The sequence below is a fragment of the Turicibacter sp. KK003 genome, assembly GCF_037014675.1.
In the GTDB taxonomy this organism is placed as follows: domain Bacteria; phylum Bacillota_I; class Bacilli_A; order MOL361; family Turicibacteraceae; genus Turicibacter; species Turicibacter faecis.
Map to the genome: position 1 here is coordinate 1998877 of NZ_CP142738.1, position 23804 is coordinate 2022680.

General features: G+C 34.6%; 24 protein-coding genes and 1 pseudogene. 6 read left to right on the forward strand and 19 right to left on the reverse strand.

All coding sequences use genetic code 11. The features are described from left to right. Window positions 1-364: 364 nt before the first annotated feature. The 6 genes from VXM77_RS09750 to VXM77_RS09775 form a co-directional block, all read right to left on the reverse strand. Window positions 365-649 (reverse strand): DUF960 family protein, encoded by a 285-nt coding sequence (locus VXM77_RS09750; RefSeq protein ID WP_338506183.1) that lies wholly within the window; start codon window positions 647-649, stop codon window positions 365-367. A 117-nt stretch (window positions 650-766) separates the two neighbouring features. Beyond that, on the reverse strand, window positions 767-898 hold the full coding sequence (locus VXM77_RS09755) for a hypothetical protein (RefSeq protein ID WP_338506185.1): 132 nt from the start codon (window positions 896-898) through the stop codon (window positions 767-769). A 79-nt stretch (window positions 899-977) separates the two neighbouring features. Then, entirely contained in the window at window positions 978-1340 is a 363-nt protein-coding gene (locus VXM77_RS09760; RefSeq protein WP_338506186.1) for a hypothetical protein, read from the reverse strand. Window positions 1341-1395: 55 nt separating this feature from the next. After that, the gene (locus VXM77_RS09765) at window positions 1396-1923 is read right to left on the reverse strand and encodes a DUF1643 domain-containing protein (protein WP_338506188.1); all 528 of its coding nucleotides are present in this window, start codon (window positions 1921-1923) and stop codon (window positions 1396-1398) included. 19 nt (window positions 1924-1942) lie between these two features. Next, the gene (locus tag VXM77_RS09770; protein WP_338506189.1) at window positions 1943-2122 is read right to left on the reverse strand and encodes a DpnD/PcfM family protein; all 180 of its coding nucleotides are present in this window, start codon (window positions 2120-2122) and stop codon (window positions 1943-1945) included. Between the two features lie 62 nt (window positions 2123-2184). Next, window positions 2185-2634: a JAB domain-containing protein gene (locus tag VXM77_RS09775; protein ID WP_338506191.1), complete on the reverse strand. Its 450-nt coding sequence runs from the start codon at window positions 2632-2634 to the stop codon at window positions 2185-2187. A 119-nt stretch (window positions 2635-2753) separates the two neighbouring features. On the opposite strand from VXM77_RS09775, the gene VXM77_RS09780 reads away from it, so the two are divergent. Next, on the forward strand, window positions 2754-3482 hold the full coding sequence (locus VXM77_RS09780) for a SprT family zinc-dependent metalloprotease (RefSeq protein WP_338506193.1): 729 nt from the start codon (window positions 2754-2756) through the stop codon (window positions 3480-3482). Between the two features lie 28 nt (window positions 3483-3510). On the opposite strand, the gene VXM77_RS09785 is transcribed toward VXM77_RS09780, so the two are convergent. From VXM77_RS09785 to VXM77_RS09795, 3 genes are all read right to left on the reverse strand, one after another. Continuing rightward, window positions 3511-6441: a type I restriction endonuclease subunit R gene (locus tag VXM77_RS09785; RefSeq protein ID WP_338506194.1), complete on the reverse strand. Its 2931-nt coding sequence runs from the start codon at window positions 6439-6441 to the stop codon at window positions 3511-3513. A 77-nt stretch (window positions 6442-6518) separates the two neighbouring features. Next, window positions 6519-7784: a restriction endonuclease subunit S gene (locus VXM77_RS09790; protein WP_338506195.1), complete on the reverse strand. Its 1266-nt coding sequence runs from the start codon at window positions 7782-7784 to the stop codon at window positions 6519-6521. Further along, window positions 7777-9264 carry a type I restriction-modification system subunit M gene (locus VXM77_RS09795; RefSeq protein WP_338506197.1) on the reverse strand — a complete coding sequence of 496 codons (1488 nt, stop codon included), beginning with the start codon at window positions 9262-9264 and terminating at the stop codon, window positions 7777-7779. Before VXM77_RS09795 ends, VXM77_RS09790 begins: the two co-directional genes overlap by 8 nt. A gap of 254 nt (window positions 9265-9518) precedes the next feature. On the opposite strand from VXM77_RS09795, the gene VXM77_RS09800 reads away from it, so the two are divergent. Continuing rightward, window positions 9519-10550, forward strand: coding sequence for a hypothetical protein (locus VXM77_RS09800; protein ID WP_338506199.1), 1032 nt, complete (start codon window positions 9519-9521; stop codon window positions 10548-10550). Between the two features lie 85 nt (window positions 10551-10635). Here VXM77_RS09800 and VXM77_RS09805 read toward each other — a convergent pair whose 3' ends face one another. The 4 genes from VXM77_RS09805 to VXM77_RS09820 form a co-directional block, all read right to left on the reverse strand. Continuing rightward, window positions 10636-10863, reverse strand: a complete 228-nt coding sequence (locus VXM77_RS09805) for a DUF3791 domain-containing protein (RefSeq protein WP_009606337.1) — start codon at window positions 10861-10863, stop codon at window positions 10636-10638. Then, a complete protein-coding gene (locus tag VXM77_RS09810) occupies window positions 10863-11342 on the reverse strand; it encodes a DUF3990 domain-containing protein (protein ID WP_338506205.1) in 480 nt (159 codons plus the stop codon). The genes VXM77_RS09805 and VXM77_RS09810 overlap by 1 nt, the downstream gene beginning before the upstream one ends. Beyond that, complete coding sequence (locus tag VXM77_RS09815; RefSeq protein WP_055245203.1) at window positions 11342-11557, reverse strand: DUF3791 domain-containing protein; 216 nt, start codon at window positions 11555-11557, stop codon at window positions 11342-11344. The genes VXM77_RS09810 and VXM77_RS09815 overlap by 1 nt, the downstream gene beginning before the upstream one ends. A 258-nt stretch (window positions 11558-11815) precedes the next feature. Next, window positions 11816-12535: a hypothetical protein gene (locus VXM77_RS09820; RefSeq protein ID WP_338506208.1), complete on the reverse strand. Its 720-nt coding sequence runs from the start codon at window positions 12533-12535 to the stop codon at window positions 11816-11818. Window positions 12536-13068: 533 nt separating this feature from the next. Between VXM77_RS09820 and VXM77_RS09825 the strand changes: the two genes are divergently transcribed. From VXM77_RS09825 to VXM77_RS09840, 4 genes and pseudogenes are all read left to right on the forward strand, one after another. Beyond that, entirely contained in the window at window positions 13069-13239 is a 171-nt protein-coding gene (locus VXM77_RS09825) for a hypothetical protein (RefSeq protein ID WP_161832239.1), read from the forward strand. Then, the gene (gene tnpB / locus VXM77_RS09830; RefSeq protein ID WP_338506210.1) at window positions 13229-13624 is read left to right on the forward strand and encodes an IS66 family insertion sequence element accessory protein TnpB; all 396 of its coding nucleotides are present in this window, start codon (window positions 13229-13231) and stop codon (window positions 13622-13624) included. The genes VXM77_RS09825 and tnpB overlap by 11 nt, the downstream gene beginning before the upstream one ends. Window positions 13625-13827: 203 nt before the next feature. After that, window positions 13828-15156 (forward strand): annotated as a pseudogene (locus VXM77_RS09835) (IS66 family transposase); the annotation flags it as partial. An 18-nt stretch (window positions 15157-15174) separates the two neighbouring features. Continuing rightward, window positions 15175-15339 (forward strand): transposase domain-containing protein, encoded by a 165-nt coding sequence (locus VXM77_RS09840; protein WP_338507437.1) that lies wholly within the window; start codon window positions 15175-15177, stop codon window positions 15337-15339. A gap of 623 nt (window positions 15340-15962) precedes the next feature. Here VXM77_RS09840 and VXM77_RS09845 read toward each other — a convergent pair. The 6 genes from VXM77_RS09845 to VXM77_RS09870 form a co-directional block, all read right to left on the reverse strand. After that, the gene (locus tag VXM77_RS09845; protein ID WP_262950361.1) at window positions 15963-17345 is read right to left on the reverse strand and encodes an MFS transporter; all 1383 of its coding nucleotides are present in this window, start codon (window positions 17343-17345) and stop codon (window positions 15963-15965) included. A 13-nt stretch (window positions 17346-17358) separates the two neighbouring features. Next, window positions 17359-19023: a glycoside hydrolase family 32 protein gene (locus VXM77_RS09850; RefSeq protein WP_262950362.1), complete on the reverse strand. Its 1665-nt coding sequence runs from the start codon at window positions 19021-19023 to the stop codon at window positions 17359-17361. A gap of 190 nt (window positions 19024-19213) precedes the next feature. Further along, entirely contained in the window at window positions 19214-20194 is a 981-nt protein-coding gene (locus VXM77_RS09855) for a LacI family DNA-binding transcriptional regulator (protein ID WP_262950363.1), read from the reverse strand. A 541-nt stretch (window positions 20195-20735) separates the two neighbouring features. After that, on the reverse strand, window positions 20736-22061 hold the full coding sequence (locus VXM77_RS09860; protein WP_262950364.1) for an MATE family efflux transporter: 1326 nt from the start codon (window positions 22059-22061) through the stop codon (window positions 20736-20738). Window positions 22062-22144: 83 nt separating this feature from the next. Further along, window positions 22145-22918, reverse strand: a complete 774-nt coding sequence (locus VXM77_RS09865; protein ID WP_338506214.1) for a MerR family transcriptional regulator — start codon at window positions 22916-22918, stop codon at window positions 22145-22147. Window positions 22919-22996: 78 nt separating this feature from the next. Next, the gene (locus tag VXM77_RS09870; RefSeq protein ID WP_338506216.1) at window positions 22997-23389 is read right to left on the reverse strand and encodes a hypothetical protein; all 393 of its coding nucleotides are present in this window, start codon (window positions 23387-23389) and stop codon (window positions 22997-22999) included. Between the last annotated feature and the right edge of the window lie 415 nt (window positions 23390-23804).

Consider the following 23804-nt stretch of genomic DNA (forward strand, 5'->3'; position numbering starts at 1 on the left):
AAAATAAGTTCTGACTCAAAAACTAATCCATTCTGTTAGAATTTCATCTTTCTCCCTCATACTAGATAATCCCTCCTCATATCCCTCTAGTTTTCTGCTCAATACTTGAATCTTATCTATCAAGTATATAATTTATTTATTTTATAGGGAGATAGGGGGAGTATATATATAATTCTTGATTTTACCTCATTTTTTTGTCCCCCTATCCTTCTCCCTGTTTATTTTTCAAACAGGGAGAGGGAGGAATTTATTTGAACTGAACATATCCAACGACTAAAAAAAGAAACACGCACCAAATCATCATATAGAATCTAAAGCCCTTTTATTGGGCCTTAGACCATCTATTATTCTTTCAGACTGAGAATCAATATTCTTCAGCTAACATCATGAGTGCTGTGTCTAGCTCTTCAATAATATATATCTTTTGTTGTTGGGGGGATTTACAATGAACGTAATATACCTGTTTATACCTAGGGACTTCTTGACGATGTTCAATTTCCTGTATGTCAACTCCTACACGTCTCAATTCAAACACCTGCAAATAATCATAACTATCCCTTTGTCTCACTTGGTCATAGCACTCCCAACACAACAACTGAATCTCCGATGGAATTTCATTCATTACACCTTTAGTTAGATAACGTTTCACCAATTATTCCTCCATTATAGCGACTGAATCCTCCCAAGGGATTCAGCCTTTTATTTATCAGTAGTTAATTTTTTACTAAATTATCATCAAATAATGCTTCAAGCTTCACTCCATCACTTACAACCAGCGCTTCACTTCATTAGGATCAAGTCCAAATTGTTTAGACACTTTCTCAATGGCCTCATTATCACTTAGCCCCAGCGCTAACGCTTGCAGAATAACTGAAATAACCTTCAATACCAAAATCATGATAACACCCCTCCTAAACTCAGTTGATTTAATCCGATGACCAACACGGTCACCATAAACCCTATCCATTTGAACATTCTCATTCTCTCCCCACTCCCTCTAAATCAAATTGAGACTTATAACGATTCCATAATGATTGACACATAAAAAGAGTGACTGCATAGTCACTCGACAATAAGATTAATAGTTCATAATATGTTCCTTGTTGATGTGTCTGAAACGCCTCACAAAACTCCACCACACTACATGGATAAGATTGAAGAAAGTGCTCCAACTCTTTCACATTCGTGTCATTGATAAGCAGGACGTACCCTCCGTCATCCATCGGCTTACGATAAGAACCATAAGCTTCATCTAAAATAGTTAGAACTAATCTTATACGGTTACTAACTTCTCTATCCAATCCTTCTTCTTGCATTTCTCTAACATGATACCACTTCATAATAAGCCTCCTCTGTTCATTTCAATTAATAATAATTACGAATAACTGTTACTAATTAATCCCTAAATAACGGGACCAATCTCCAGTTAGAACGTACCGTTGGACATAAAGGGTGATACGCTTGATCGGTATGCGGTCCACAGATTTTAACCATCTTTTGTTTAAATGGCTTGAGGTGAGTATGAAGAAATTCCCTCTGATAATCCATGATCCTCTTACTTCCACTTCCTACTGAACCATAAGCAATAATGACCACTTCAGACTTTACACAACTGCGTTGGATATACCCGATATTTTCTTCCCTCACTAGTTGTTGAATAGGAATCCCTAATGGGAGCTTCTTACAGACCAGCGAAAAGAGGTTCACAATATCACATCCTCCATAATCTAACCGGTTTAAATTGTTAATCACATTCATCGTCGTTATATCTAAATTTACTGGATGTGCGGTCGTTGGTTGAATAAGAATAACAGTCGCTTTAGGCTTATCTTTATTCCATTCTATCCTTAATATATAGCGATGCTTCTCATCTTCACTTGTAACAGCCTCACATCGTAAACTCCAACGATTAATCACTGACATCATTTATCACCTCCTTCATTCATCCCCATGCGGTTCCAATAAACTCAACCTCTACTAAATCACTCGAGTCAAGAATAATTTCACCCTTGTGATACTGCTCCTTTACATAAGCAACGGCATCTCCATCAATTTGATTTTTATCCACTTCAATCACACGTTCTAATGTTTCCGTTATACACACCATGACAATCTGACTCATCACATAACCTCCATTCCGACTAAATAGAAAAGAGCTAAGCACCTCATCTGGCACTTAGCTCTTTATAAATAACCCTTTTCTTTCAACGATGTAAAAGAACCATCTCCAATAATGAGATGGTCTAACACCTTGATACCGAGTAACTCACCCGCTTCATATAAGCGGTTGGTTAATTGAATATCTTGATCTGATGGTGTGGTATCTCCTGATGGATGATTATGAAACGCCATGATACTTGCTGCATTAGATAAGATGGCTGTTTTAAATACTTCTCTTGGATGGACAATAGCTTTATTTAGTGAACCAACTGATACCACTGAGATATTAGTTGGTTCATTCTTTGTATTCAAACAAGCAATAATGAATTGCTCCCGATCTAATCCCTCTAGTTGTTCTTTAATCATTTCATAGGCATCATTAGGTGATAAGATTTGACGTGTTTGATAAAGGAAGCTAGACTCCTTTACCATTTTAATTGATACAATATTGATACGTTTTGTGACATTCGACATGTATATTACCTCCTGAGTAACTATTCAAGGAAATAATATATGTTTATAATTTAGTTTAAAACGATCATATGTTTGATATAATGGTTATATTCAATTCATTTATAAAGGCGGTATTAAGGATGCCAAGTATTCAATATGGAACAACGGTGATTGATTACCAGATTACCTACAAACAAGGTAAGAAAGATATTTCAATCTTAATCGAATATAAAATAGGTGTAACTGTTGTAGCACCACCTCATACAAACGATGAACAAATTGCTGCTATTATAAAAAAGAAAGCTCCTGCTATCCACAAGCAACTTAGAAAGTTAGCTGAAATTAAATCAGAAGAAAGTTCACGTCAATTTAAGAGTGGAGAAAAAATCCCGTACTTAGGACGCAACTATCGATTAAAAGTCATTAAAGATGACTCTTTAACAGATTGTCATATTCAATTCCATCAAGGTAAATTTACAGCCAAAGTACCTACTCATTTCAATGACACAGAGCGTATACAATCTCTCAATCATTTATTTAAGAAATGGTATGTTGAAATGGGGTCTAAAAAATTAAAACAACGTCTTAAACTTTATGAGAACAAACTTAATCTATCACCTAACCAATTAACCGTCAAAGAACAAGAAAAATCATGGGGGACATGTACGCCATCAGGAAATATTCATATTAATTGGCGTATCTTCACTGCTCCTATGCGATATGTTGACTATGTCCTTGTTCACGAACTCTGTCATTTGAAATACATGGATCATAGTGATGACTTTTGGAATCTCATCAGCAGCTTACTCCCCGACTATGAAGATCGTAAAGAATGGTTACGAATTCATGGTCCAAATTTAAAACTATAAGAAAAGGAGCTAATAAAAGCTCCTTTTTCTAATTTCCATAATGCACTTCCGCTAGCTCGGCTAGTCCTTGTACAGTTTTTTTGAATGGTCCACGTGCATTAAGTGTATCGTTGATTTCTCGACGGATTGCTAAACGCATTTCTCGTTTTGTATCTTCTTTTTTCGTCCACTCCACAATCTTTGCATATTCTGCAATAACATTTGTGACATTGATCGTTAATTGCTCAATGAGTTTCTTATCTTCAACTAAAGCCTCAATCGCTTCATCTTGTTCTAAGAAACGATAGAATGGCATTTGTTTTGCATCTAAGCTTCCTTTTGTTTGCTTTCCAACTTGACTCGCTTGTTTAATTAAAGAACCTAGCTCTTCCATATATTCAGCAATTTGTAATTGATGTTCACGTCGTCTTCGGATTAACTCTTCTAGTCGTTCCATTAACGTTTGATAAATAGGATCACTTCCTAATTTGACACGGATTTCATGTTTCAATGCATGTTCCATTTCTGCAGCTTTGGTTTCTGGTGTCTTAGCTGCCTCTAATCGTTCATTGAAATAATCTGACATTAAATTAATTGGTTCATGTAAGACTTCAATGTGATTAACCACTAAATAGTCTTCTACAACGGCACGAACTTTTTCTCCATAATCTGAGATATCCATCCCTTCGGCACGATATAGATTTTTAGCTGCTTGACGGATTTTCCCAAACTTCTTCAAATCTGAGATGTAAGGATTTGCTTTTGGATTAGGCATCACCATATCCATATCTTTAACAAATCGTTTAAACTTTTCCTCAAAGATTTGTCGAGTATCTTCCGGTTCTAAAACTTTTACACATGCATCAAAATCATCTAAGCTAACGGTATGAAACACATTTAAAACGGCTTGATGATGCATTTGAAGTCTTGGAATCACGGAATCAATATCACTTAATGCACCTTCAACATCGGTATTACTGAACTTTTCTAATGCTTCATCTAAGAAACGAGAAACCCCAAAATAATCGACTAATAAACCATAAGTCTTCTTATCGTAGGTACGATTCGTACGAGCAATCGCTTGAAGTAAGTTATGTTCCTTAATTGGTTTATCTAAGTACATCACCTGTTCAATCGGGGCATCAAACCCTGTTAGTAATTTATCCACTACAATGATGAAACTTAATGGATCATTTGGATCTTTAAATCGTTTAATGATTTCTTTTTCCTGTTCTTCCTCTAAACGATATTTCCAAATCAATTCATTATCTTTATCTTTCGCTGAGGTTGAAAAGACAACCGCTGATTCTAAATCGGTAAACTGATCAATGTATTCTTTATACATAACGGCCGCTCGACGATTAATCGCAACTACCTGTGCTTTGAATCCATTTGGTTTAATATATTCTTCATAATGTTTTACAATATCCATCGCAATATGTTGAATTCGTTTCGGAGTGGCAACAATAAGTTGATCATTGACATACTTCTTCTTGGCACGTTCTCTGGCCTCATCATCGAGTTCACGTGTCACCATATTGAACATTTCTTCAAGTGATCCCCCTTGAATTTGAACATCGGGTAACCGTGACTCATAGAAAATTGGGACCGTTGCTCCATCTTTCACCGCTTGTTCAATCGTATAGGTATCAATATAAGTCCCAAATGTTTTCGTCGTATGTTTATCATCTTTGTCAATTGGCGTTCCTGTAAATCCTAAGTAAATCGCATTCGGTAAAGCCGTTCTCATATTCACACTCAAAGTCCCATACTGTGTACGATGAGCCTCATCGACCATCACAATAATGTTTGAGGCTTCTGAAAGAAGTGGGAATGACTTTTCTTCTTCACTTGTTTGGAATTTATGAACTAAGGTCATGACTGTTTCCCCGACTGCTCCATTTAACAACTGACGCAAATCTGATACAGACGTCGCTTGTTTTGGATTAGGGAAACCACATCGTCTAAACGTGGCGGTAATTTGATCATCTAAATCTTTTCGATCAGTTACCACAACAATCGTCGGATTTTCTAACTGTTTTAATCGTCTTAGTTTGACAGCTAAAAAGACCATTGAAATAGACTTCCCACTACCTTGTGTCGCCCAAATGACACCACCACGTTCCGTATTGTATTTTGCATTTTTAATTCGATCAATCGCTTTATTAACTGCACGAAACTGTTGATATCTGGCTACCTTTTTAATGATTTTTTGTCCTTCACCCTCAAACACAATAAACGTTTGAACTAAATCAAGTAGATTCGAACGACTTAGCATTCCAAGCGTTAGAATTTGTTGAGGTTCCATCCCTTCTTCTAATAGATACGGATATGGATCTTTCCATGCACTGTAATGTTGTGGACGTGCTCCAATTGTTCCTACCTTTGCTTGATACCAACTAGCTGCAATACAAAGTTGGTTATAGTGGAATAACGTCTCAACATCCTTTTGATAACGTAACATTTGATGAATCGCTTGTCCCATTTGTTCATTTGGATTTAACATTGGACTTTTACATTCAATCACAACAAGTGGTAATCCATTCACATAAAGCACTAAATCAGGACGAATAGTTGCTTTAGCCGTCTTAATCGTTAACTGTTCCACTACTAAAAACTCATTCGCTTCAATATTCTCAAAATCAATCAATCGAACCGTTTGATGTTTCTTCCCTTTTCCTAAATCCTGTTGAACTGAAATCATATTCACTAAGTAACCATAAAACTCTTGGTTCGCTTCCATTAAAGACGTCGCAGAAATGTGTGACACCTTACGAATCACTTGTGTAACATTACTCTCGTTCATCCAAGGATTCAGTCGAATAACTGCCGATTCTAATCGTTGTTTTAATAACACGTCAGATTCTAATCGCTCATTCACAAGCTCGGATCCAATCAAATGAGTATATCCTAATTCAACTAACTGCTCAATTAAACGGTTCTCAACTAACTCCTTCTCATTCCAAGCCTCATGCCTCACATAAACACCCCATTTCTCCTACATCATAAATATATCACTTTATAAAATAGTATCTCATAATGAAATACTATTTTCCTTTAATCTATCTTAACACGAGTTTTTCCTGTCAATAATTGTTGCATTAATCCTTTTTTAATGTCTGACAATTTATCCATATGCTTTTGTTCTAAATCGATTTTATCATCAATCCCTTTTAAAATATTAGAAATATTCTCTTGTTCATCAATTGAAGGTAGTGCAATCTTAAATTCTTTAACAATTTGCGTTGTTAAATTAGTAAACACTCCTCCATGTGTAGCTTTGGAATCTAATTGTTGTCTTAGTTGAGTAAATATGTAATATAAATATTCTTTACTAACTTTTGGATTAATATCTTTTAATGCTAAAAAACCATCGTGTATACATGCATCAATAGCTAAAATAGCAGGTAATCCAACAGTCCCACTACAAACAATAACAAAATCACCTTTTGACATCTGTCTACTTAATTTCGCACCTTCTTCTGTTAAAAAATCAATTTTAGGAGTTACATACTTTTTATCTCTTGTTACATCTGCCCCCATTAGTCGTGGAACATTTCCCCCATAGTACCTTGGATCCCCTTTTGGTCTTGGACTAGCTCCTCTTATTACAGTAGAAAAAGACTCTATAGATACTACTTCCCATTCAAGTGGAATTTCTCCAATTTCTGTTTGTTTAAATTCTGTATGTCCAATTCCTTTTGTGAGGAGTTGTTGCATTAATCCTTTTTTGACTTCCTCTGTTTTAGCAATCACTTGTTCTGTCTTTTCAATCACTGCATCAACAGATGAAAGAATCTCTGCAATTTTTTTCTGTTCTTTTAAAGGTGGAATTGGTATAAGTGAATTTACGAAATCTTTCAAATTTAAGTTAAATCTCCCATCACCAGTTGAGAAACTGATCGCCTGTTTTTTATACATATTAGAATTAAAGTATTTTGATAAATAATAGTTATATATAATCTCAGGATTAACTGTTGTATTCAATGTGGCAAACCCGTGTGCACCATCCATATCTTTTTCAATAACTGCAGACGTTCCTATATCTCCAGTATGAACAGTTACAATATCGCCCACTTTAAGCCTTTTATTCTCATTTGCTTCAGCAAATTCATAAGTTAAAAAAACCATATTTTCTTTATCAATTTTATCTTCTTTAATATTTGAGTTTCTTATCAGCGGTACACCCTGTTCACAATAATGAGCTGTCATAGTTTTTACTAATCCAATTGTTACATTATTTGTAATATATCCCAACTTTTTCACATCCCAGTCAAGAGGTAGATAACCTAATTCAGTTTTTTTATAACCTTCTTTATTCACAATATCCCAACTCCTTTAAGAAGCTGTACATCGTTGCTTCGATTTCGTTGCGTTCAAGTTCTAGTTGTTTTAATTCTTGGATGGCTTGTGTCACATCAATTTGCTCTTCCTCTTCTGTTGTATCGATATAACGAGAGATATTTAAATTGTAGTCATTTTCTTTAATTTCATCTAATGTAACAATACGTGAATACTTTTCAATTTCTTCATAATTATCAAAAGTTGAAACGATTTTTTCTACGTCTTCATCACGTAACACATTTTGATTTTTCCCTTCTTGGAAATCCCGTGAGGCATCAATAAAGAAGATTTTATTTTGACGTGCTTCTTCTTTATCTTTATTATATAGGATAATCGTGGCTGGAATTCCAGTCCCATAGAATAAGTTAGCAGGTAATCCAATAATCGCTTCAATTAAATCTTCCTTCACTAATCCCTGACGGATTTTTCCTTCAGCTCCACCACGGAACAGAATTCCATGAGGTAAGACAACTCCTGCTTTCCCTGTATGATTTAACGTCGCTAACATATGTTGAACAAACGCATAGTCCCCAGCATTCGCAGGTGGCAAGCCAAAACGGAAACGTCCAAATTCATCGGCACTTGCTTCTTCACGTCCCCAATTTTTTAAACTATACGGAGGGTTTGCAATCACTCGATCAAATAACATTAATTCTCCATTTTCAGTTAACTTCGGATCACGAATCGTATCTCCCTTTTCAATACGATGATCACTTAATCCATGTAACAATAAGTTCATCTTACAAATTGCCCATGTATTTAAGTTTTTCTCTTGTCCATATAGTGATAAGTTATTCGGATTTCCACCTTTAGATTTAATGTAATCTACCGATTGGATGAGCATCCCACCTGATCCTGATGTTGGGTCACAGATTCGCATTCCTTCTTCCGGTTTGATTAATTTAACAAGTAATTCAACCACTTTTGTTGGCGTATAGAATTCTCCACCTTTTTTACCTGCATCATCGGCAAATTGTTTAATTAAATACTCATAAGCACGACCTAACATATCAGGTTCTTCTAATGATTCATTACTTAAATTAATTTTCGAGAAATGTTGAATTAATTGAATTAGTAATGTATCTGGTAACTTTTCTTTATCGTTAAAATCAATTTGCTTAAATACACCTTCTAATGATCCATTCTCTTCTTCTAAACGTTCAAACGCATGATTTAAGGCAGGTCCAATATCAGTCGTTAACGATTGTAAATAAGACCAACGAGCTTCCTTTGGAACAAAGAACTGATACTCATCACGTTCTTCTTCTGCATCTTCTAAGTCCCATCCTTCATCATCAACTAAATGATGACAAATCTCTTCAAACACGTCATTGACACGTTTTAAAAAAAGCAATCCAAAAATATAATTTTTATAATCCGATGAATCAATTGATCCACGTAAGATATTCGCTGATTCCCATAAATGAGACTCTAGCTCCTGTAATGTAATGCTACCCATCATCATTTCCTCCTAAGAAACTTTTTTTACAATATATAATTCTATTTTATCCTTATCAATATAGAAAGACAAACAAAAAAATAAACTGAAACAAGTTACTTCTTGTATGACACAGACTAAGTATCAAGATATCCTTCTGCATAAATTTATAGCTATTAACCATCTAAAATTCATACATTATCACATCCGGTCATCTACTTCTTCTATCAATCTCCTGATATAATGGAATCATCTAATCATTTAGGGGGATAGATATGGCTGACATTCATTATTTTCCAAGGTATTCTCAAAAAGAGAATATGGTAACAAATAATACGTTACTTTTATTTAATCGACTTTATCAACATCACACGCATCGATTTAAGCAGTTTATTAATTTGATTTTAGAAGATTCAGATTTAGAGTTAGATACAACGGTGAAATTTTCTCAACAAGTAAAAGCGACTGGTAGTATTCCTGATGCTGTCGTTGAACAAGAAAGTTTTAAAATCGTGATTGAAACAAAACTTTATGGTCAACAAAATCTTTCACAATTAATGGGACATCTTACTTCATTCTCTAATGAAGATAAACAAATCTTACTTTGGATCAATACTGATCCAATTAGTCAGATGTATCGTGAAGAAATCGAAAAGGAAATTAATATTTATAATCGGGCTCACAAAACTTCGATTCAGTTTGCCTTTACAACATTTAAAGAGATTTGTAAGAAATTCAAAGAAGTTCTTAATCCGTATGAAGTTGAAATGATCGATCTCATTAATGACTTTGAAGCGTTCTGTTACGATGCTAATTTAATTCCACATCATGAAAGTTTGATGCGATCACTTTTAACTAGTAAAACATTAGAACGAAACTTTAAATATAATCTATACTACGCACCTCGTACACGTAACTACCGACTGCATAAATATATCGGTCTATATGGAGCAAAAGCCATTCGTGGAATTGGTGAAATTAGTTGTATCATTGATGCCAATTTTAATCATGATACACAAGAGTTTGATATCATCAATACCTTACAAGGTCATCTAACACCACAACAAAAACAAAATATCATTGATGTCATCAAAGAAGTTTTAGAAACTGAAGGACAGGACTTAGGAGGTGGAGATCAACGATTCTTCCTTGTAAAACAATTCATTCCATGTGAATTCAAAAAAATTACTAAAGGAGCTCCTCAAGGAACTCGTTATTTTGATTTAACACAATTCATCGAAAACTTCACTGATGAAATGTCAATTGAAGAAATCGCCCAACAATTAAATCAAACTACATGGAATTAAAAAGAAGCTAGCCACTATCTATGGCTAGCTTCTTTCATCATCATTCAATATAATGCTTTTTATATTGAATCTTACCATTTCATCTTTAATAATAACCAATATCTTTTTTCAGATGATATTCTAACATAAGTTCATCTACTAAATATCCATCAGCATAACAATGTAAATCACTAATTCCTTGTGAAATTAGTTGATATGTTTTTGATGTATAGAACAATCCCATTGCTTCTTCTTCAGTTATATGAGCCTCTTTAGCTAAGCTTTCAATAATTCTTGCAAATTTCCGTTGTAATAAAATTTTATTAGCTTCCATTAAACATCTCTACTTTCTTTATATGTCAAATAGTTATCAATGACTTCTTGATTAACGATACAGATTTGAAAGTTTGGTTTATAATATTTTAATCTTCCTAAAGCCTCTTCTTTACTAATTAACTGATCCAAGTAAAGCTCAACCGTATTAAACACTTTATCATCTGCAATACCGCCTGCTATAACATCATAATCCTGATAAATCAATTCACCATTGCGACACTTAATAATAAAATCTAACCACCCAGTGTTATACTCCTCAAATATCAGGATACGTAAATCTTGCTTTACTTTCTCAAAGTCAAACTCATACACATTAACAATACCTGGTTTTCCTAATCTCTTAAATCTGGATACCCAACTAACAGCTTGTTCTTCAATTGGCGTGACATAAAACCCTTTTCCAAAATCTAATTTATTTCTTGAATATTTAATATCTGGATTTACAATTTCACAATAAGAACCATGATAAACTAGCATTAGATCAACTCCTTCTGCTTCATCATATCTACAATCTCATTTATAATATATTCCTTACTTTGTGTATGTAATGGCTCATAAGACGGCACAATATAGTCAAATAATAGCCTACTTTTAACACCTAGTAATTGATAAATATCCTGTGCATTCATCTTTAAATAATCAGCAATGTTTTCCACACAAAATACAGCAAACTCAATTTCTTTTTGGCTCAAACAAAACACCTCCAAATTACAATTTATATCTATCATTATACTCCTAAATCTCTTTAAACTCTTTACTTACATTATAAATTATTTTTCACTCACAATCTATATTATAAGGATACTACAACAGTTATAACCTCTAATCGCTTCATTTTGAGACGTGGATACTAACCGGAACGGCCCATCTCCACCAAAAAATACACAACGTAAACAAAAACCATTATCTGAGTTCAGAACGAATCTGAGTTGAGATAATGGTTTTTTATATTAACTATCCTTTAAAAACTTTAAAAACTTTCTTATACTTTTTAATTCCTGTCTATCGTAATCTAATAACCATCCCTCATGCAACTTCCTTTTTCCATCATTAACTTGACAGCGAAGATCCACTAGTTTATGCCAAATAATATTGGCCTCATTTCGTAATTCGGGTGAAAGACTATAGCCAAATTTTATAATCATTAACGTTTGTTGATACGCGATCCAGGGGATATGATTCACATCATCGACCCCAAGCCAATCAATTATAAACATTTTTAATTCCTCATTGACCTTATCCCAAAAGGGATTAATATGTATTTTCCTAAATTCTCTTCCAATTTCTCCCCGAGGTGCGACCAAACCTTTTTTATAATCCTTTACGCTGTCATTTTCATAGACTATTTTTAATAACTCATTTATCTCTTTCTCTGTTAAAAATCTTACAAAAAATCCTTTAAATTCGTTCATTAAAATATTGGTGAATTTTTTCAGTCCACGCATAGAGAGTATAAAAGTATATTTAAGCTCGTTATCAGAAAAATTATCGACTATACATTGTCCGTCCAAATCCATTTCAGAAATTACTGATTGGCTACAATAACTAAATTCAAAATTAGAAATATTCTTTTTAAGGATACGAATAATTTCCGACTGGTTCAACAGGAAGAGTTCAGATAATAATTCTACAGTAAATCTATTATTGCATTCACCAAATAAACTCTCCATACCACATGCCCCCCAATTTTAGGAATTTTATAATCAAATCATGTGAATTTAAACACTCTTTTTGGCAACGTTATATATTATAATTTATGATTCGACAAAGCCTAATATGAAACCTATTTGAATTTCATTACCACTCACATAATATTTCTAACTAATTATCATTTCACATCATCTAGACACATTCTCAATAACCTTTTGGGCGCTTAATCCCGTTGCTTAACGTAATATCCATAAGAGATTCTACCTAAAGCCATTTTCCGTTCAACGCTTTCATTCTACACACACCTTTCTACTTAAACATAAGCAGACAATTATCCTACATATCGCTTCACTGCCCGTAAAAAGCAAGCTAAATCTTTTTTATCTGTAATCCTTATATAGCTTATTAACGAATCAAATCACCCTCTATTTCTAACCGTTGATTTCGAACCAGTTAAATAGAGCTGATTCGTAAGCGCGTAATATAAACATGTCTATTTTGACCTCCAACTTTAAGCTATACTTTAGCTATCAAAGAAAAGGAGGTCATTTTTATGAAGGAAAGTCCATTAATTGTTCCGATTCAACTTGAAACAGATTCTACTAAAAAAAGAACTCCCATCTGTTGTGTTCAACTGAATGGAAGTGAAATAACTTTTTATCCTGGGATTAATGACGATCTTTTAAGGAGAGTTCTGACGGAGTTGATGAAAAATGTTAGTTGATTTCACTCATGTTAAAAATATTTTTGTCGTTTGTGGTCGGACGGATATGCGTTGTGGGATTGATCGTCTCGCGGGAATTATTACGGATAAATATAATTTAGATTTATTTGATGATGCCTTATTTCTTTTCTGTGGTCTAAAAAAGGATCGATTTAAAGCACTTTATTGGGATACGGATGGCTTTATCTTATTATATAAAAGGATAGAGAACGGGGCCCCCACACGGTTTAATTCCTCCCTAAGTGGGGAATGGAACCTTCAATGGCCACGAAACCAAGAAGAAGTCAAAAAGTTAACGAGTCAGGAGCTTCGCTGGTTACTTGAGGGACTCTCTATCCAACAGCCTAAAGCTATCAAACCCGCCCGCAAAGGATGCATTAATTAAAAATGGTAATAAATCCTGTATTTTCTATATAAAGTTGGACATACTAAGACTAATAAAATCATTTAGAAAAGAGGTGAGCCAAGTTGAACACGTTTGAATCAAAACTAATCGAAGAAAATCAGAAACTATTAAAGAAACTGGATCAACAAGCTCAACTACTCGCCCAAAAAGAGGAAAAAATTAATAAGCTCCAATTAAAAATGATGGAGCAGACCGACAAAATTGATACGCTTATTGAACAGGTTGAGTTTCTTTCAAAAAAGCTTTTTGGATCCTCAAGCGAGAAAACTAAGGTTGATCCAGGTCAGCTTACCCTTTTTGGGGATCCTGTATTAGAAGAACCTCTGACAAAGGATGAACCGACAGAGGAAATTACGTATCGCCGTCGTAAGACATCTGGTCGTAAAGCAGAATTAACGAAAGATTTACCTATTGAAGAAGTTCATTGTGAACTTCATGGAGAGGATTGTACATGTGACCATTGCGGTCAGGCCATGAAACCAATGGGGAAAAAGGTTGTTCGTGAAGAAGTCTGTTTTGTACCTGCACGATTATATAAGAAAGTTTATATTTCACATGCCTACGAATGTGATTGTCATGATCCTAATCTTGAAGCTAAATCCATTCGTTGTGCCGAGGTTCCTAAGGGACCTATCCAACGTAGCTTAGCAGGACCAACAACATTGGCTTGGCTTTTTCATCAAAAATTTGAACTCGGATTACCAACTTATCGCCAAGAGAAAGAATGGTCGTCTTATGGATTAGAAGTAAGTCGGAAAACTCTCTCTAATTGGATTATCCGTGCCTCTTTTGATTGGCTAGAACCTTTATATAAACTATTTCTAGATAAATTACGCCAACAAGAGGTCCTACATGCGGATGAAACATATTATCAGATTTTAAATCGTTCGGATGGAAAACCTGCTACATCAGAGGCTCGAATTTGGTTGATTCGTACCATCAAAGATGTGTCCCATCCCATTGTTTTTTATCACGCCGATTTAACACGCGCGAAGTCTGTTATTTTAGAACTACTTCGGTCGTTTAAAGGATGGCTTCATTGTGATGGCTATATAGCTTACAAAGATTTGCCAAATGTGACCACTGTGGGTCCCCTGCCATTTACGAAGTAAATGTCTCCACCGTTGGTAGGGAATGGGTGTTGGGCACATGCACGCCGGAAATTTCAAGAGGTTTCAACGGAACATGGGAAAGCCAAACAAGCCGTTCACTTCTGTAATCAAATCTTTCGGTTAGAACGAGAGTTGATACACCTTTCCCCTGAGGAACGTCAAATCCAAAGAGAATCAAAAATTCGGCCAATCATTGAATCCTTTTATCAATTTATTGAAGGAATTCGTACGGTTAAAGGTAAGTTACAAACAGCGATTGTTTATGCCCAGAACCAAAGACGAGCACTCACAGAATTCTTGTCAAATGGACGTTTAGAGATCTCTAATAATTTAGCCGAACAAGCTATTAGACCCGTTGTCGTTGGACGTAAGAATTACCTCTTTTCAACGAGTGTCAAAGGGGCCCAAGCAAACGCCATGGCATATACCTTAATTGAAACAGCCAAAGCCAACGGATTAAATGTCTATTGTTATTTAACCTACCTTTTTGAAAAACTTCCAAATTGCGAATTCTTAGTAAATCCACAGCTATTGGAGGACTTTTTACCCTGGTCAAAAATAATTCAAGAAAATTGTAAATAAAAAGCAAGATTCAGTGTGCCCTTAGTGTACAACGAACCTTGCTTTTTTTCTATCCGTATTATAATTACCCGCTTACGCTGATTCAATTAAATTCATAAAAAAACACTAGTTTAACTAGTGTTTTCAACTGCGGCTAAAAGCCTCTATTACCGTTCAGGATCCAAAGGTCCTTTAAAAGGGGTCGGCAACATCTCCACTCGCATGGAAATATAATCAGGAAATGCATTCCCCTCTGTTATTTCTCCCCTCCTTCGCGTCATTCCTTTAATATTTTTCTAATACCTCGTTAAAGGCTTTACGGAAACACCCGTATAACGGAAGATGTTCATTTATAAAAAAAGTCACCGAGGCTACAATAGACCTCGATGACTTCGTTATCCATAATAATTAGAGGAATGAAACGTGGAAAGATAGATCTAAATTATATATCCTTTCCGGATAATAAATATGACCCAGTTTATTCAATTCTATCTTTAATTGAGTTTCCTTTAGTCTACCCCGTCGCTGATTAATCTAATCAGATTTAGAGAATTAAGGTAAATTTGTTTTTTTAACCTTACTAAAAGTCCCATCTCTTATAGACTATACCTCGTTTTTAATATCCTGTCTAATTTAACTAAAATTTATAATTCCCTACGTAACTCTCTTTCTTTTAAGTCCTTAATAATTTGAGGATACTCTTTATCAAGTTTATATGGAATCATTAATAAAAGTTGAATTAAGGCAACGGCAATTGGTAGGATTAAATATAAAACTTTAATTGCCATAAGCGCTGTATCCGGTTGGACACTTAATGCTCCATCATACGCACCCATTGCTAAAACACCACCTACTAAGGCACTTCCTAATCCCGCTCCAAATTTTCCTCCAAAGCTTTGAGCGCTAAAAATTAACCCCTCTGTACGTACGTTTGACTTCCATTGTCCATACTCTACCGTATCTGCAATAAACGCAAATTGTACCCCCATTACACAGGCAAATCCTGCTCCGCGCAACAATGATGTCCCAATAACTAACATCGTATTAGACGGATTGATTAATAAAACTAAATAACTAATTAAAATTACTATCCATCCTAGAACATTTGTATACCTCTTTCCAATCCTTTTAACAAGTGGTGCAATGCATAATAATGTTATCACCATTGGAACCATGTATGCTGAATTCAAAATAGAAGCAATATTTACATCATTTAAAATATACTCACTATAGTATGTATTAACACTTATCATTAAGGCATTAAAAATGCTAGTAAATGCTCCTAATACTGTAACAATAATCCAGTATTTATTAGTAATCAACGCCTTTAAACCAACCTTAACTGGAACATCCTCACGTTTTGATGCATCTTCCCCAACAACTTCTTTCGTTCCAATAAAATTAATCACAAATAATCCAACTGCAACAGCTGTAAAAATTGCATACGCTAGTGACCAAGAATATCTTGTCCCACCCAGAGCCTGAATTAATGGCATCGTCATCGAAGCTACAATAAAATTAGCAATTTGTGCAAATACAATACGATAAATATTTAAAAGAGAGCGTTCATATTGGTTCTGTGTCATTAATGAACTTAAAGCTCCATAAGGTACATTAATTCCAGTATAAAAGGTATTGACCAAATTATAGGTTACAAAAATATAAATTAACTTTATTGTGTTATCCGATTCAGGAACTGAGAACATGGCTACCGTAGCAATAGCAAACGGAATAGCCATACGCAATAGCCATGGTCGCGCCTTCCCATGTTTCGATTTTGTCTTATCAACAATAATTCCCATAATAATATCAGTAAATCCATCAATAATACGAGAGAGCAACATAATAGTCCCTATCGATAATGCGCTTACATGAGCGACATTTGTATAATAATACATTAACCACGCACTCATTGCCCCCCAAACTACATTACAAGCTGCGTCCCCACAGCCATAAGCTACCTTAGAACTCAAACTTAATCCGTTTGTTACTGCTTTACAATTTTTCATTTTTAAAGCTATACTCATTGAAAATCCCCCTCTACCAGATTGTTTTAACTGTATATACACTTACCTCATCGATTACATCTGTATCCGTACAAGATAATTCAAAAATCCCTTCTTTGGATTCTGTATAAAAAAGCTTTGTTCCCGCTGCTTCGCCATCATTAAGGAAAACTTCAACGACTCGACGATCAACAAAGATTTCAACGGTACGAACCTCTTTTATAGGTGCAATAAATTGAACATGACTCGATTTGACTCCATTTGTTTGAATGGATACCTCATTATTATTACATTTTAATCGAATACTACTTTCCTCATTTTTTCCAAGCAATAAATCAAAATCACTGTTTCCTTTAAATATCAATTTACTATAGTAACAATTCCCCTTGATTTTATTGATTCTAATATTTTGTTTCGAAACTCTGCATAATTCCTTATCAATTAAAGAGTATACCTCCTTAACGGGTTTCATATATAAATGATTATTTTTCAATGAAAGCTCACGAGGTAATGCCATACTACCATAAGCACCATTTTTTTCTACCACGTGCTCCTCATAAAAATCTGAAATCCATCCAATAGCAATTCTTCTACCAGCATATTCAAACGTTTGAACGGCATAATAATTGCTTCCAAAGTCGAACAAGCCTCTCTTTTCAACGTTTAAACGATGTCCCTCTAATTCACCTATATAATACATCGTCGGCTGAATACGACCTTGGTCATCTGTATAAAACATATACGCTGCAATGGCCACAAATTTCCCATCTAACTCAAATAAATCTGGACACTCTATTGTATATACACCTTTTTGACTTTCTAGTATTACCTCCCCCGAATATTCAAAATTTCTCATATCTTTTGATTCATACAAGACAATTGCGGGGATATTATTTAGCTGAGTTCCCAGAACCATTTTCCATTTCTCATTATGATAGAAAACTTTTGGATCACGAAAATTAAACGAGAATGGTTTTCCCGGTTTTTCAATGATAATCTCCTCTTTTCCAAAATTAATCCCATCCCTCGAGGAAACCATTGTTTGATACTGTACTGTTTCATCACAGTCCTCCGACGGTCCAAGATGGCGTGTTAAATAAAATTGAATACGATCATCTAATGCTACCGCACATCCGGAAAATGCCCCCCCTTTTAAATCTTTGGCATTTAATATTTCTTCTTGCGGAAACAAGACATACGGTAAATGTATCCAGTGCACCAAATCCCGACTGACTGCATGCCCCCAATACATATGTCCCCACTTTTGTTCATGAGGATTCGCCTGGTAGAACATATGATAGTATCCTTTATAGTAACAAAGACCATTTGGATCATTAATCCAATTTTTATATGGCCCAAAATGGTATTGTTCGCGATACGGGGTATCATACCAATCAGATAAATCATCTTGTGTAGTCAACGAATAGTTATCACTTATCTCAATAAATTTAACTCCCTTATCCAATATGTCATCACATTGACTTAAATATGCAATAGAAATATCAACATTTTCTAATATCAATTGATACTCTTGCTTTTTTATTAAAGGAAATTTTAACAAAATGTAATTATATTTCCCTGCTATGCTTTCCTGACTTTCATTAGTTATCTTATTTACTAATTTAATCCCACCTTGAGTTCCACTCTTACACCTAGCAAATATCTCAAGACAACAATAATTTCCTGAATAAAAATTCACTATACCCCTCCTTAATTAATGTAACATCAATGCAATAACGATTTCAAAAACGATTTCCATTAATGTGATATAAAAAGTATCAAACCGGTTCGATATTTTTATCATACATTATTCACCTTCCGTTTGCAAGCGTTTTTAAACCTGAAAATGGTAAAAAAGAAGCTATCCGGTATAAGATAGCTTCTTTTTTTTATAGAGTTGTTTCCCCTTCACATAACTGTACATCTAACATTATCCTGCTACTCTTCAATTCTTTTCCTTCTATTAAATCTACAATAGTAGTTGCAGCCTTAATCGCTAACTGTTCAATAGGTTGAACAATCGAAGTTAGCCGTTTCTCACTCATAGAGGTAATATACGTTCCATCATAAGCAATAAGTTTTAATTGTTTTGGAATATTATATCCATATTCTCTAGCCTGTTGTAAACACGCCAACATAGCTAAATCTGAACCAAAAATCGCATCCACATTTGGATAACATTCAAATAGCTCTCGTGCAACTTTTAAAAAATCTTGAGAATCGAAACAATTAACATCCATTTCAACTTCAAATACGTTGATATTATTTTTCTCTAGTAACTCTTTGAAGGACTCGTGGTATTGATGAGCAGGGGTTTTTACAATTGAGGCCCCTTTAATGTGTACGACATTCTTACAATTATTATCAATTAATTTTAGTGCCGCCATTTCACCGCCTTTTTGATGATTAGAAGAAACAATCGGTATCTTTTCGTCAATATACCGGTCAATCGCTACTAATGGACGATTAACCCTCTTATAATCTTCAACATCTAGCGAATGGGCCCCCATAATAATTCCATCCATAACCTGACTTCTTAATAAATCAAGAAACTCATGTTCTACTCGATCTCTATTAGCCGTTCCACAAACCATCGTTTTGTAACCTAACTGGTATAAATGTCTCTCGGCATACCTAATAAAGGTACTAAAAAAGGGATGATTTAAACTTGGAACAATAATGCCAATAATATTAGTTTTATTTCTAGATAAATTTCGTGCTAACTCATTAGGTTTATAATCTAGCTCTCTCATCGCCTCCTCTACCTTCTCTCTCGTCTTTTGGGAAACGTAGCCCGTATTATTTAAAACAAGAGATACCGTACTTGGTGCTACATTAGCACGTTTAGCTACATCTTTAATGTTCGCCATATAACCTCCATATATTTATTATTACTAAAACTAACTCTATTTTATCACGAACTAAATAGCTATGTTTATAACATACCGAATCTAATTTGAATTTTTATTCAATTAAAAATAAATAGGGAGCGAAGCTTCTAACGATTACCTATGCAATAAGTTCAATCAACTAATCCATATTCCCCGTCATAATCGCCTTTCCATTACAAAAAAGCCAATTCCAGACTATCACGGTGATTCCTTGGTCTTTGTGAACAAACAGTGAATCGAAATCACCCGTCTAAATGGATTAACCCAATTCCTCCAATAGTAATCACCGTTTAACTCATTTGAAAGATAGTAGATCAACTTAAATGATGTTAATTTGTTGACTTAAATCTAGTCGATAACAAGAACTCCTATTCCTATCTTATAATTGATAGGTAAGATAACTTGGATAGGTAAGATAACTTGGAAATATTTATAACAAAAAGACAAAGATCAATCTTACGGTACTGGTTTACTTCCAATACGGGACTCATCTTTGTCTTTTTATTGTTCTATTCTTTATTTAAAGGCATCGTCTGTTATTCATCTCGATGAGCGTGATTCCGAGAATGATGGTTAGAAATTCAGCAAAGGGGATGGTTGCCCATACGCCATTAATACCTAGAATTTGGGGTAAAAGGATTATTCCTAAGATAATAAATAATAGCCCTCTACTCGCCGCAATGATAACTGAATTCAGGGCTTCCCCAATAAATGTAAAGTATCCAGAAGTGATAATATTAAATCCATTCATAAAAAAGGCGATAGCGTATATTTTTGCCCCTTGAGCAACCAAATCAACAATCTGTTGATCAACGCTCATAAAGAGTTTAATTAGATTTTCTCCGAATAAAAATAAAACGATAAATATTAACGTTCCAATCGCGATACCTACAGCATGGGCCAACTTTAAAATTTGTTTCACCCGATCATAGCGTTCACTTCCGTGACTACAACTAACAATAGGGCCAATTCCATCGGATATTCCAAATAAAATACAAATCCCAAATTGCCCCACGTAATTAATAGCAGTGAATGCCGCCACGCCATTTTCACCCGCTATACTCATAAAAGCCATATTAAAAATATAGGCGCTAATCGCTACAAAAAGCGAAATAATTCCTTCAGAAGATCCATTATATAAAACAGGTAAAACCGTCGTTAAATCCCATTTACCCAGATGAATATTAATCAATTTTTCTTTATCAAGTAACGGTAATATGACCATTAATAACGCTGATGAATAAGAAAGCCCTGTTGCCATAGCCGCTCCCGTTATCCCTAAACCTAACTTAGCGATAAATAAATAATTTAATCCTAGATTACATAGTAGACTAACTAACATCCCTTTAAAATATAAATCGGGCCTTCCAATTAAGCGATTAGAAAATCCACACAAAAACATAATGGCCATTGGAATCGTAAAGATAGAAATTGTTTTTATATACGTACATACCAGGGGTTTTAAGAAATCGCTTGCCCCTAAAAATGTCGCAATTTTATCATTAAATCCGACTCCCATTAAAGTGATGAATCCACCGACTAAAAGAATAAGATAGAGAAAGGTTTTGAATGCATTTTGTACCTTTTCAATATGACCTTCTCCCATCCTTAACCCTATAAAACTTTGCGTTCCGATACTCACAATCATACTCATACCTAGGATTAATTGCATAAAAGGGGCAGCAATATTTATACTCGCCATGGCGTGAGTTCCAAGAACATTTCCAACAAACATCCCATCAATGATGGTTTGCATCCCCGCAATAAGCATAGATAAAATAGCCGGTATACAAAAAGTTAAAAATACTTTAGAGACCTTTCCCTCTAATAAAAGATTATCTTGCATCATGTTTCCTCCAACTTTATTAACTAATTATGTCTAAAAGAATAAAGTATGGAGCAACTCGAGAGTCAAGCCCCTTTTTTTATTTATTCATGGATCGGGATATAAATTTTAGCAAAGTGTATCGTACTTTCATCAAGACGAACCATATTAAACGTACACTCGATGATAGGAAGCACCTCATCTTCTATTCCGTATTTACTTATCGTAGCGTTAATAAAATCTATCATATTCCCCACGGTACCTTTTCTCGAGAAAGTCATGTATCTTCCCTTCAAATGATACTTCATATAATTTTTATATTTTTCAATATCAAAACTCTCATCTTCAAAGATTTCAAACCCAATGAGGATACTATCAACAATTAATGCTCCTTCCTCATTGTATTTTGTGATTAAAATTAAATCTTTATTTTTTACAATTTCAGCTAATGACTCGTCCCCTTTTTGACTAATAAACAGCAATGTTTTATCTATCGATTCATAGGTTGGGATTTCTGGCAATTCATCATTTTCAAAATTTCTCATCGCAATCGTTTTTTGCTTAAATCGGCTCACCTCTTTTTTAAGTTCATTTAACTGTTTAATCTTTTCTTCAATAAAAGACTCGTGATCAGAAAATAACTTGATATAATCGTCAATATTACCTCGATTTAAAATTTCCTGTAATCGCTTAAGGGGAATATCTAATTGTCTACTTAACAAAATAAATTCTAGTAACTCTAAGTCGCGAATAGTATAGTATCTATATCCATTCTCCTTTTTTAACGTAGGTTTTAATAAACCTATTTTATCGTAATATCTTAGGGTATCATGGCGCACATGATACATTTTCGTCACCTGTCCAATTGTAAATAGCAATTAACTCCCTCCTCAATCTATACTGGCACACTAGGGGCGGTCGAACTTGTTGTGATCAATCAAACCTCTCTCGTTTCTTTATTTCACCTTTTGGGTGGATCTCAATTTACAAATAACCTTACCTACCCCATACCCAATAAGACCCTCTATCGAATAAATCACCGCGTAACCCATCATCGTTAAAAATAGGCCTCTCGTATCATCCCTCATTAAAACAAGGAGATAGAACATCGTTGCCACCACAGAAACACCCACTGGCACCCATCCCTTAAAGTGATTCATCGCACTTATAATTGATTGCATCACGATCAGCAGCGGGAATAAAACAACGAGGGAAATAACCATCCAACCTTTAACAAAATCAAACATTCCGTTAACATTTAACGAAGACGTTGCAATCAAGGTTAAACTAGTTAACATGATGACATAAACCGTCGGAAACAACGTAATAACCCTAAACTTTTTTCTCATATAATTCCCCTTACGACAATATTTAACCTCATTATATCGTTTTACACTAAAATTGTAAATTAAAGGATATGAGCGTTAGGGAAGGAAAGACATCGGTTAATCCCAGAAGGGATAGAGAATGGTTGACATTGATTTATATTCGATGCCCGCATCATAATGATGAGATAAAACAATGACTCCCCTTATCCAAACTGCCTCGTCTGAAACAGCCAACTAACCTTTAAAAAGGCTTCCCTAGTTAAATTGGGAAGCCTGCATCGATTTATGCAAAAAAGCCAACGAGTTTCTTCTTAATCTCGCTGGCCTTTTTTTGTATCGATCAGGTTATTCTATTTTTAATGTTTTATATCGGTGATTTTTATTCGATCAAGTCCTCTCTATTAAATAATGACTTGAGAATGACTGAGGAATTTAT

Coding starts and splice junctions, on each gene's coding strand:
- VXM77_RS09755 (WP_338506185.1), bottom strand. CDS start 898: ATGATTTTGGTATTGAAGGTTATTTCAGTTATTCTGCAAGCGTTAGCG.
- VXM77_RS09760 (WP_338506186.1), bottom strand. CDS start 1,340: ATGAAGTGGTATCATGTTAGAGAAATGCAAGAAGAAGGATTGGATAGA.
- VXM77_RS09765 (WP_338506188.1), bottom strand. CDS start 1,923: ATGTCAGTGATTAATCGTTGGAGTTTACGATGTGAGGCTGTTACAAGT.
- VXM77_RS09770 (WP_338506189.1), bottom strand. CDS start 2,122: ATGAGTCAGATTGTCATGGTGTGTATAACGGAAACATTAGAACGTGTG.
- VXM77_RS09775 (WP_338506191.1), bottom strand. CDS start 2,634: ATGTCGAATGTCACAAAACGTATCAATATTGTATCAATTAAAATGGTA.
- VXM77_RS09780 (WP_338506193.1), top strand. CDS start 2,754: ATGCCAAGTATTCAATATGGAACAACGGTGATTGATTACCAGATTACC.
- VXM77_RS09795 (WP_338506197.1), bottom strand. CDS start 9,264: ATGGGTAGCATTACATTACAGGAGCTAGAGTCTCATTTATGGGAATCA.
- VXM77_RS09800 (WP_338506199.1), top strand. CDS start 9,519: ATGGCTGACATTCATTATTTTCCAAGGTATTCTCAAAAAGAGAATATG.
- VXM77_RS09805 (WP_009606337.1), bottom strand. CDS start 10,863: ATGGAAGCTAATAAAATTTTATTACAACGGAAATTTGCAAGAATTATT.
- VXM77_RS09810 (WP_338506205.1), bottom strand. CDS start 11,342: ATGCTAGTTTATCATGGTTCTTATTGTGAAATTGTAAATCCAGATATT.
- VXM77_RS09820 (WP_338506208.1), bottom strand. CDS start 12,535: ATGGAGAGTTTATTTGGTGAATGCAATAATAGATTTACTGTAGAATTA.
- VXM77_RS09825 (WP_161832239.1), top strand. CDS start 13,069: ATGAAGGAAAGTCCATTAATTGTTCCGATTCAACTTGAAACAGATTCT.
- tnpB (WP_338506210.1), top strand. CDS start 13,229: ATGTTAGTTGATTTCACTCATGTTAAAAATATTTTTGTCGTTTGTGGT.
- VXM77_RS09840 (WP_338507437.1), top strand. CDS start 15,175: ATGGCATATACCTTAATTGAAACAGCCAAAGCCAACGGATTAAATGTC.
- VXM77_RS09845 (WP_262950361.1), bottom strand. CDS start 17,345: ATGAGTATAGCTTTAAAAATGAAAAATTGTAAAGCAGTAACAAACGGA.
- VXM77_RS09855 (WP_262950363.1), bottom strand. CDS start 20,194: ATGGCGAACATTAAAGATGTAGCTAAACGTGCTAATGTAGCACCAAGT.
- VXM77_RS09860 (WP_262950364.1), bottom strand. CDS start 22,061: ATGCAAGATAATCTTTTATTAGAGGGAAAGGTCTCTAAAGTATTTTTA.
- VXM77_RS09870 (WP_338506216.1), bottom strand. CDS start 23,389: ATGAGAAAAAAGTTTAGGGTTATTACGTTGTTTCCGACGGTTTATGTC.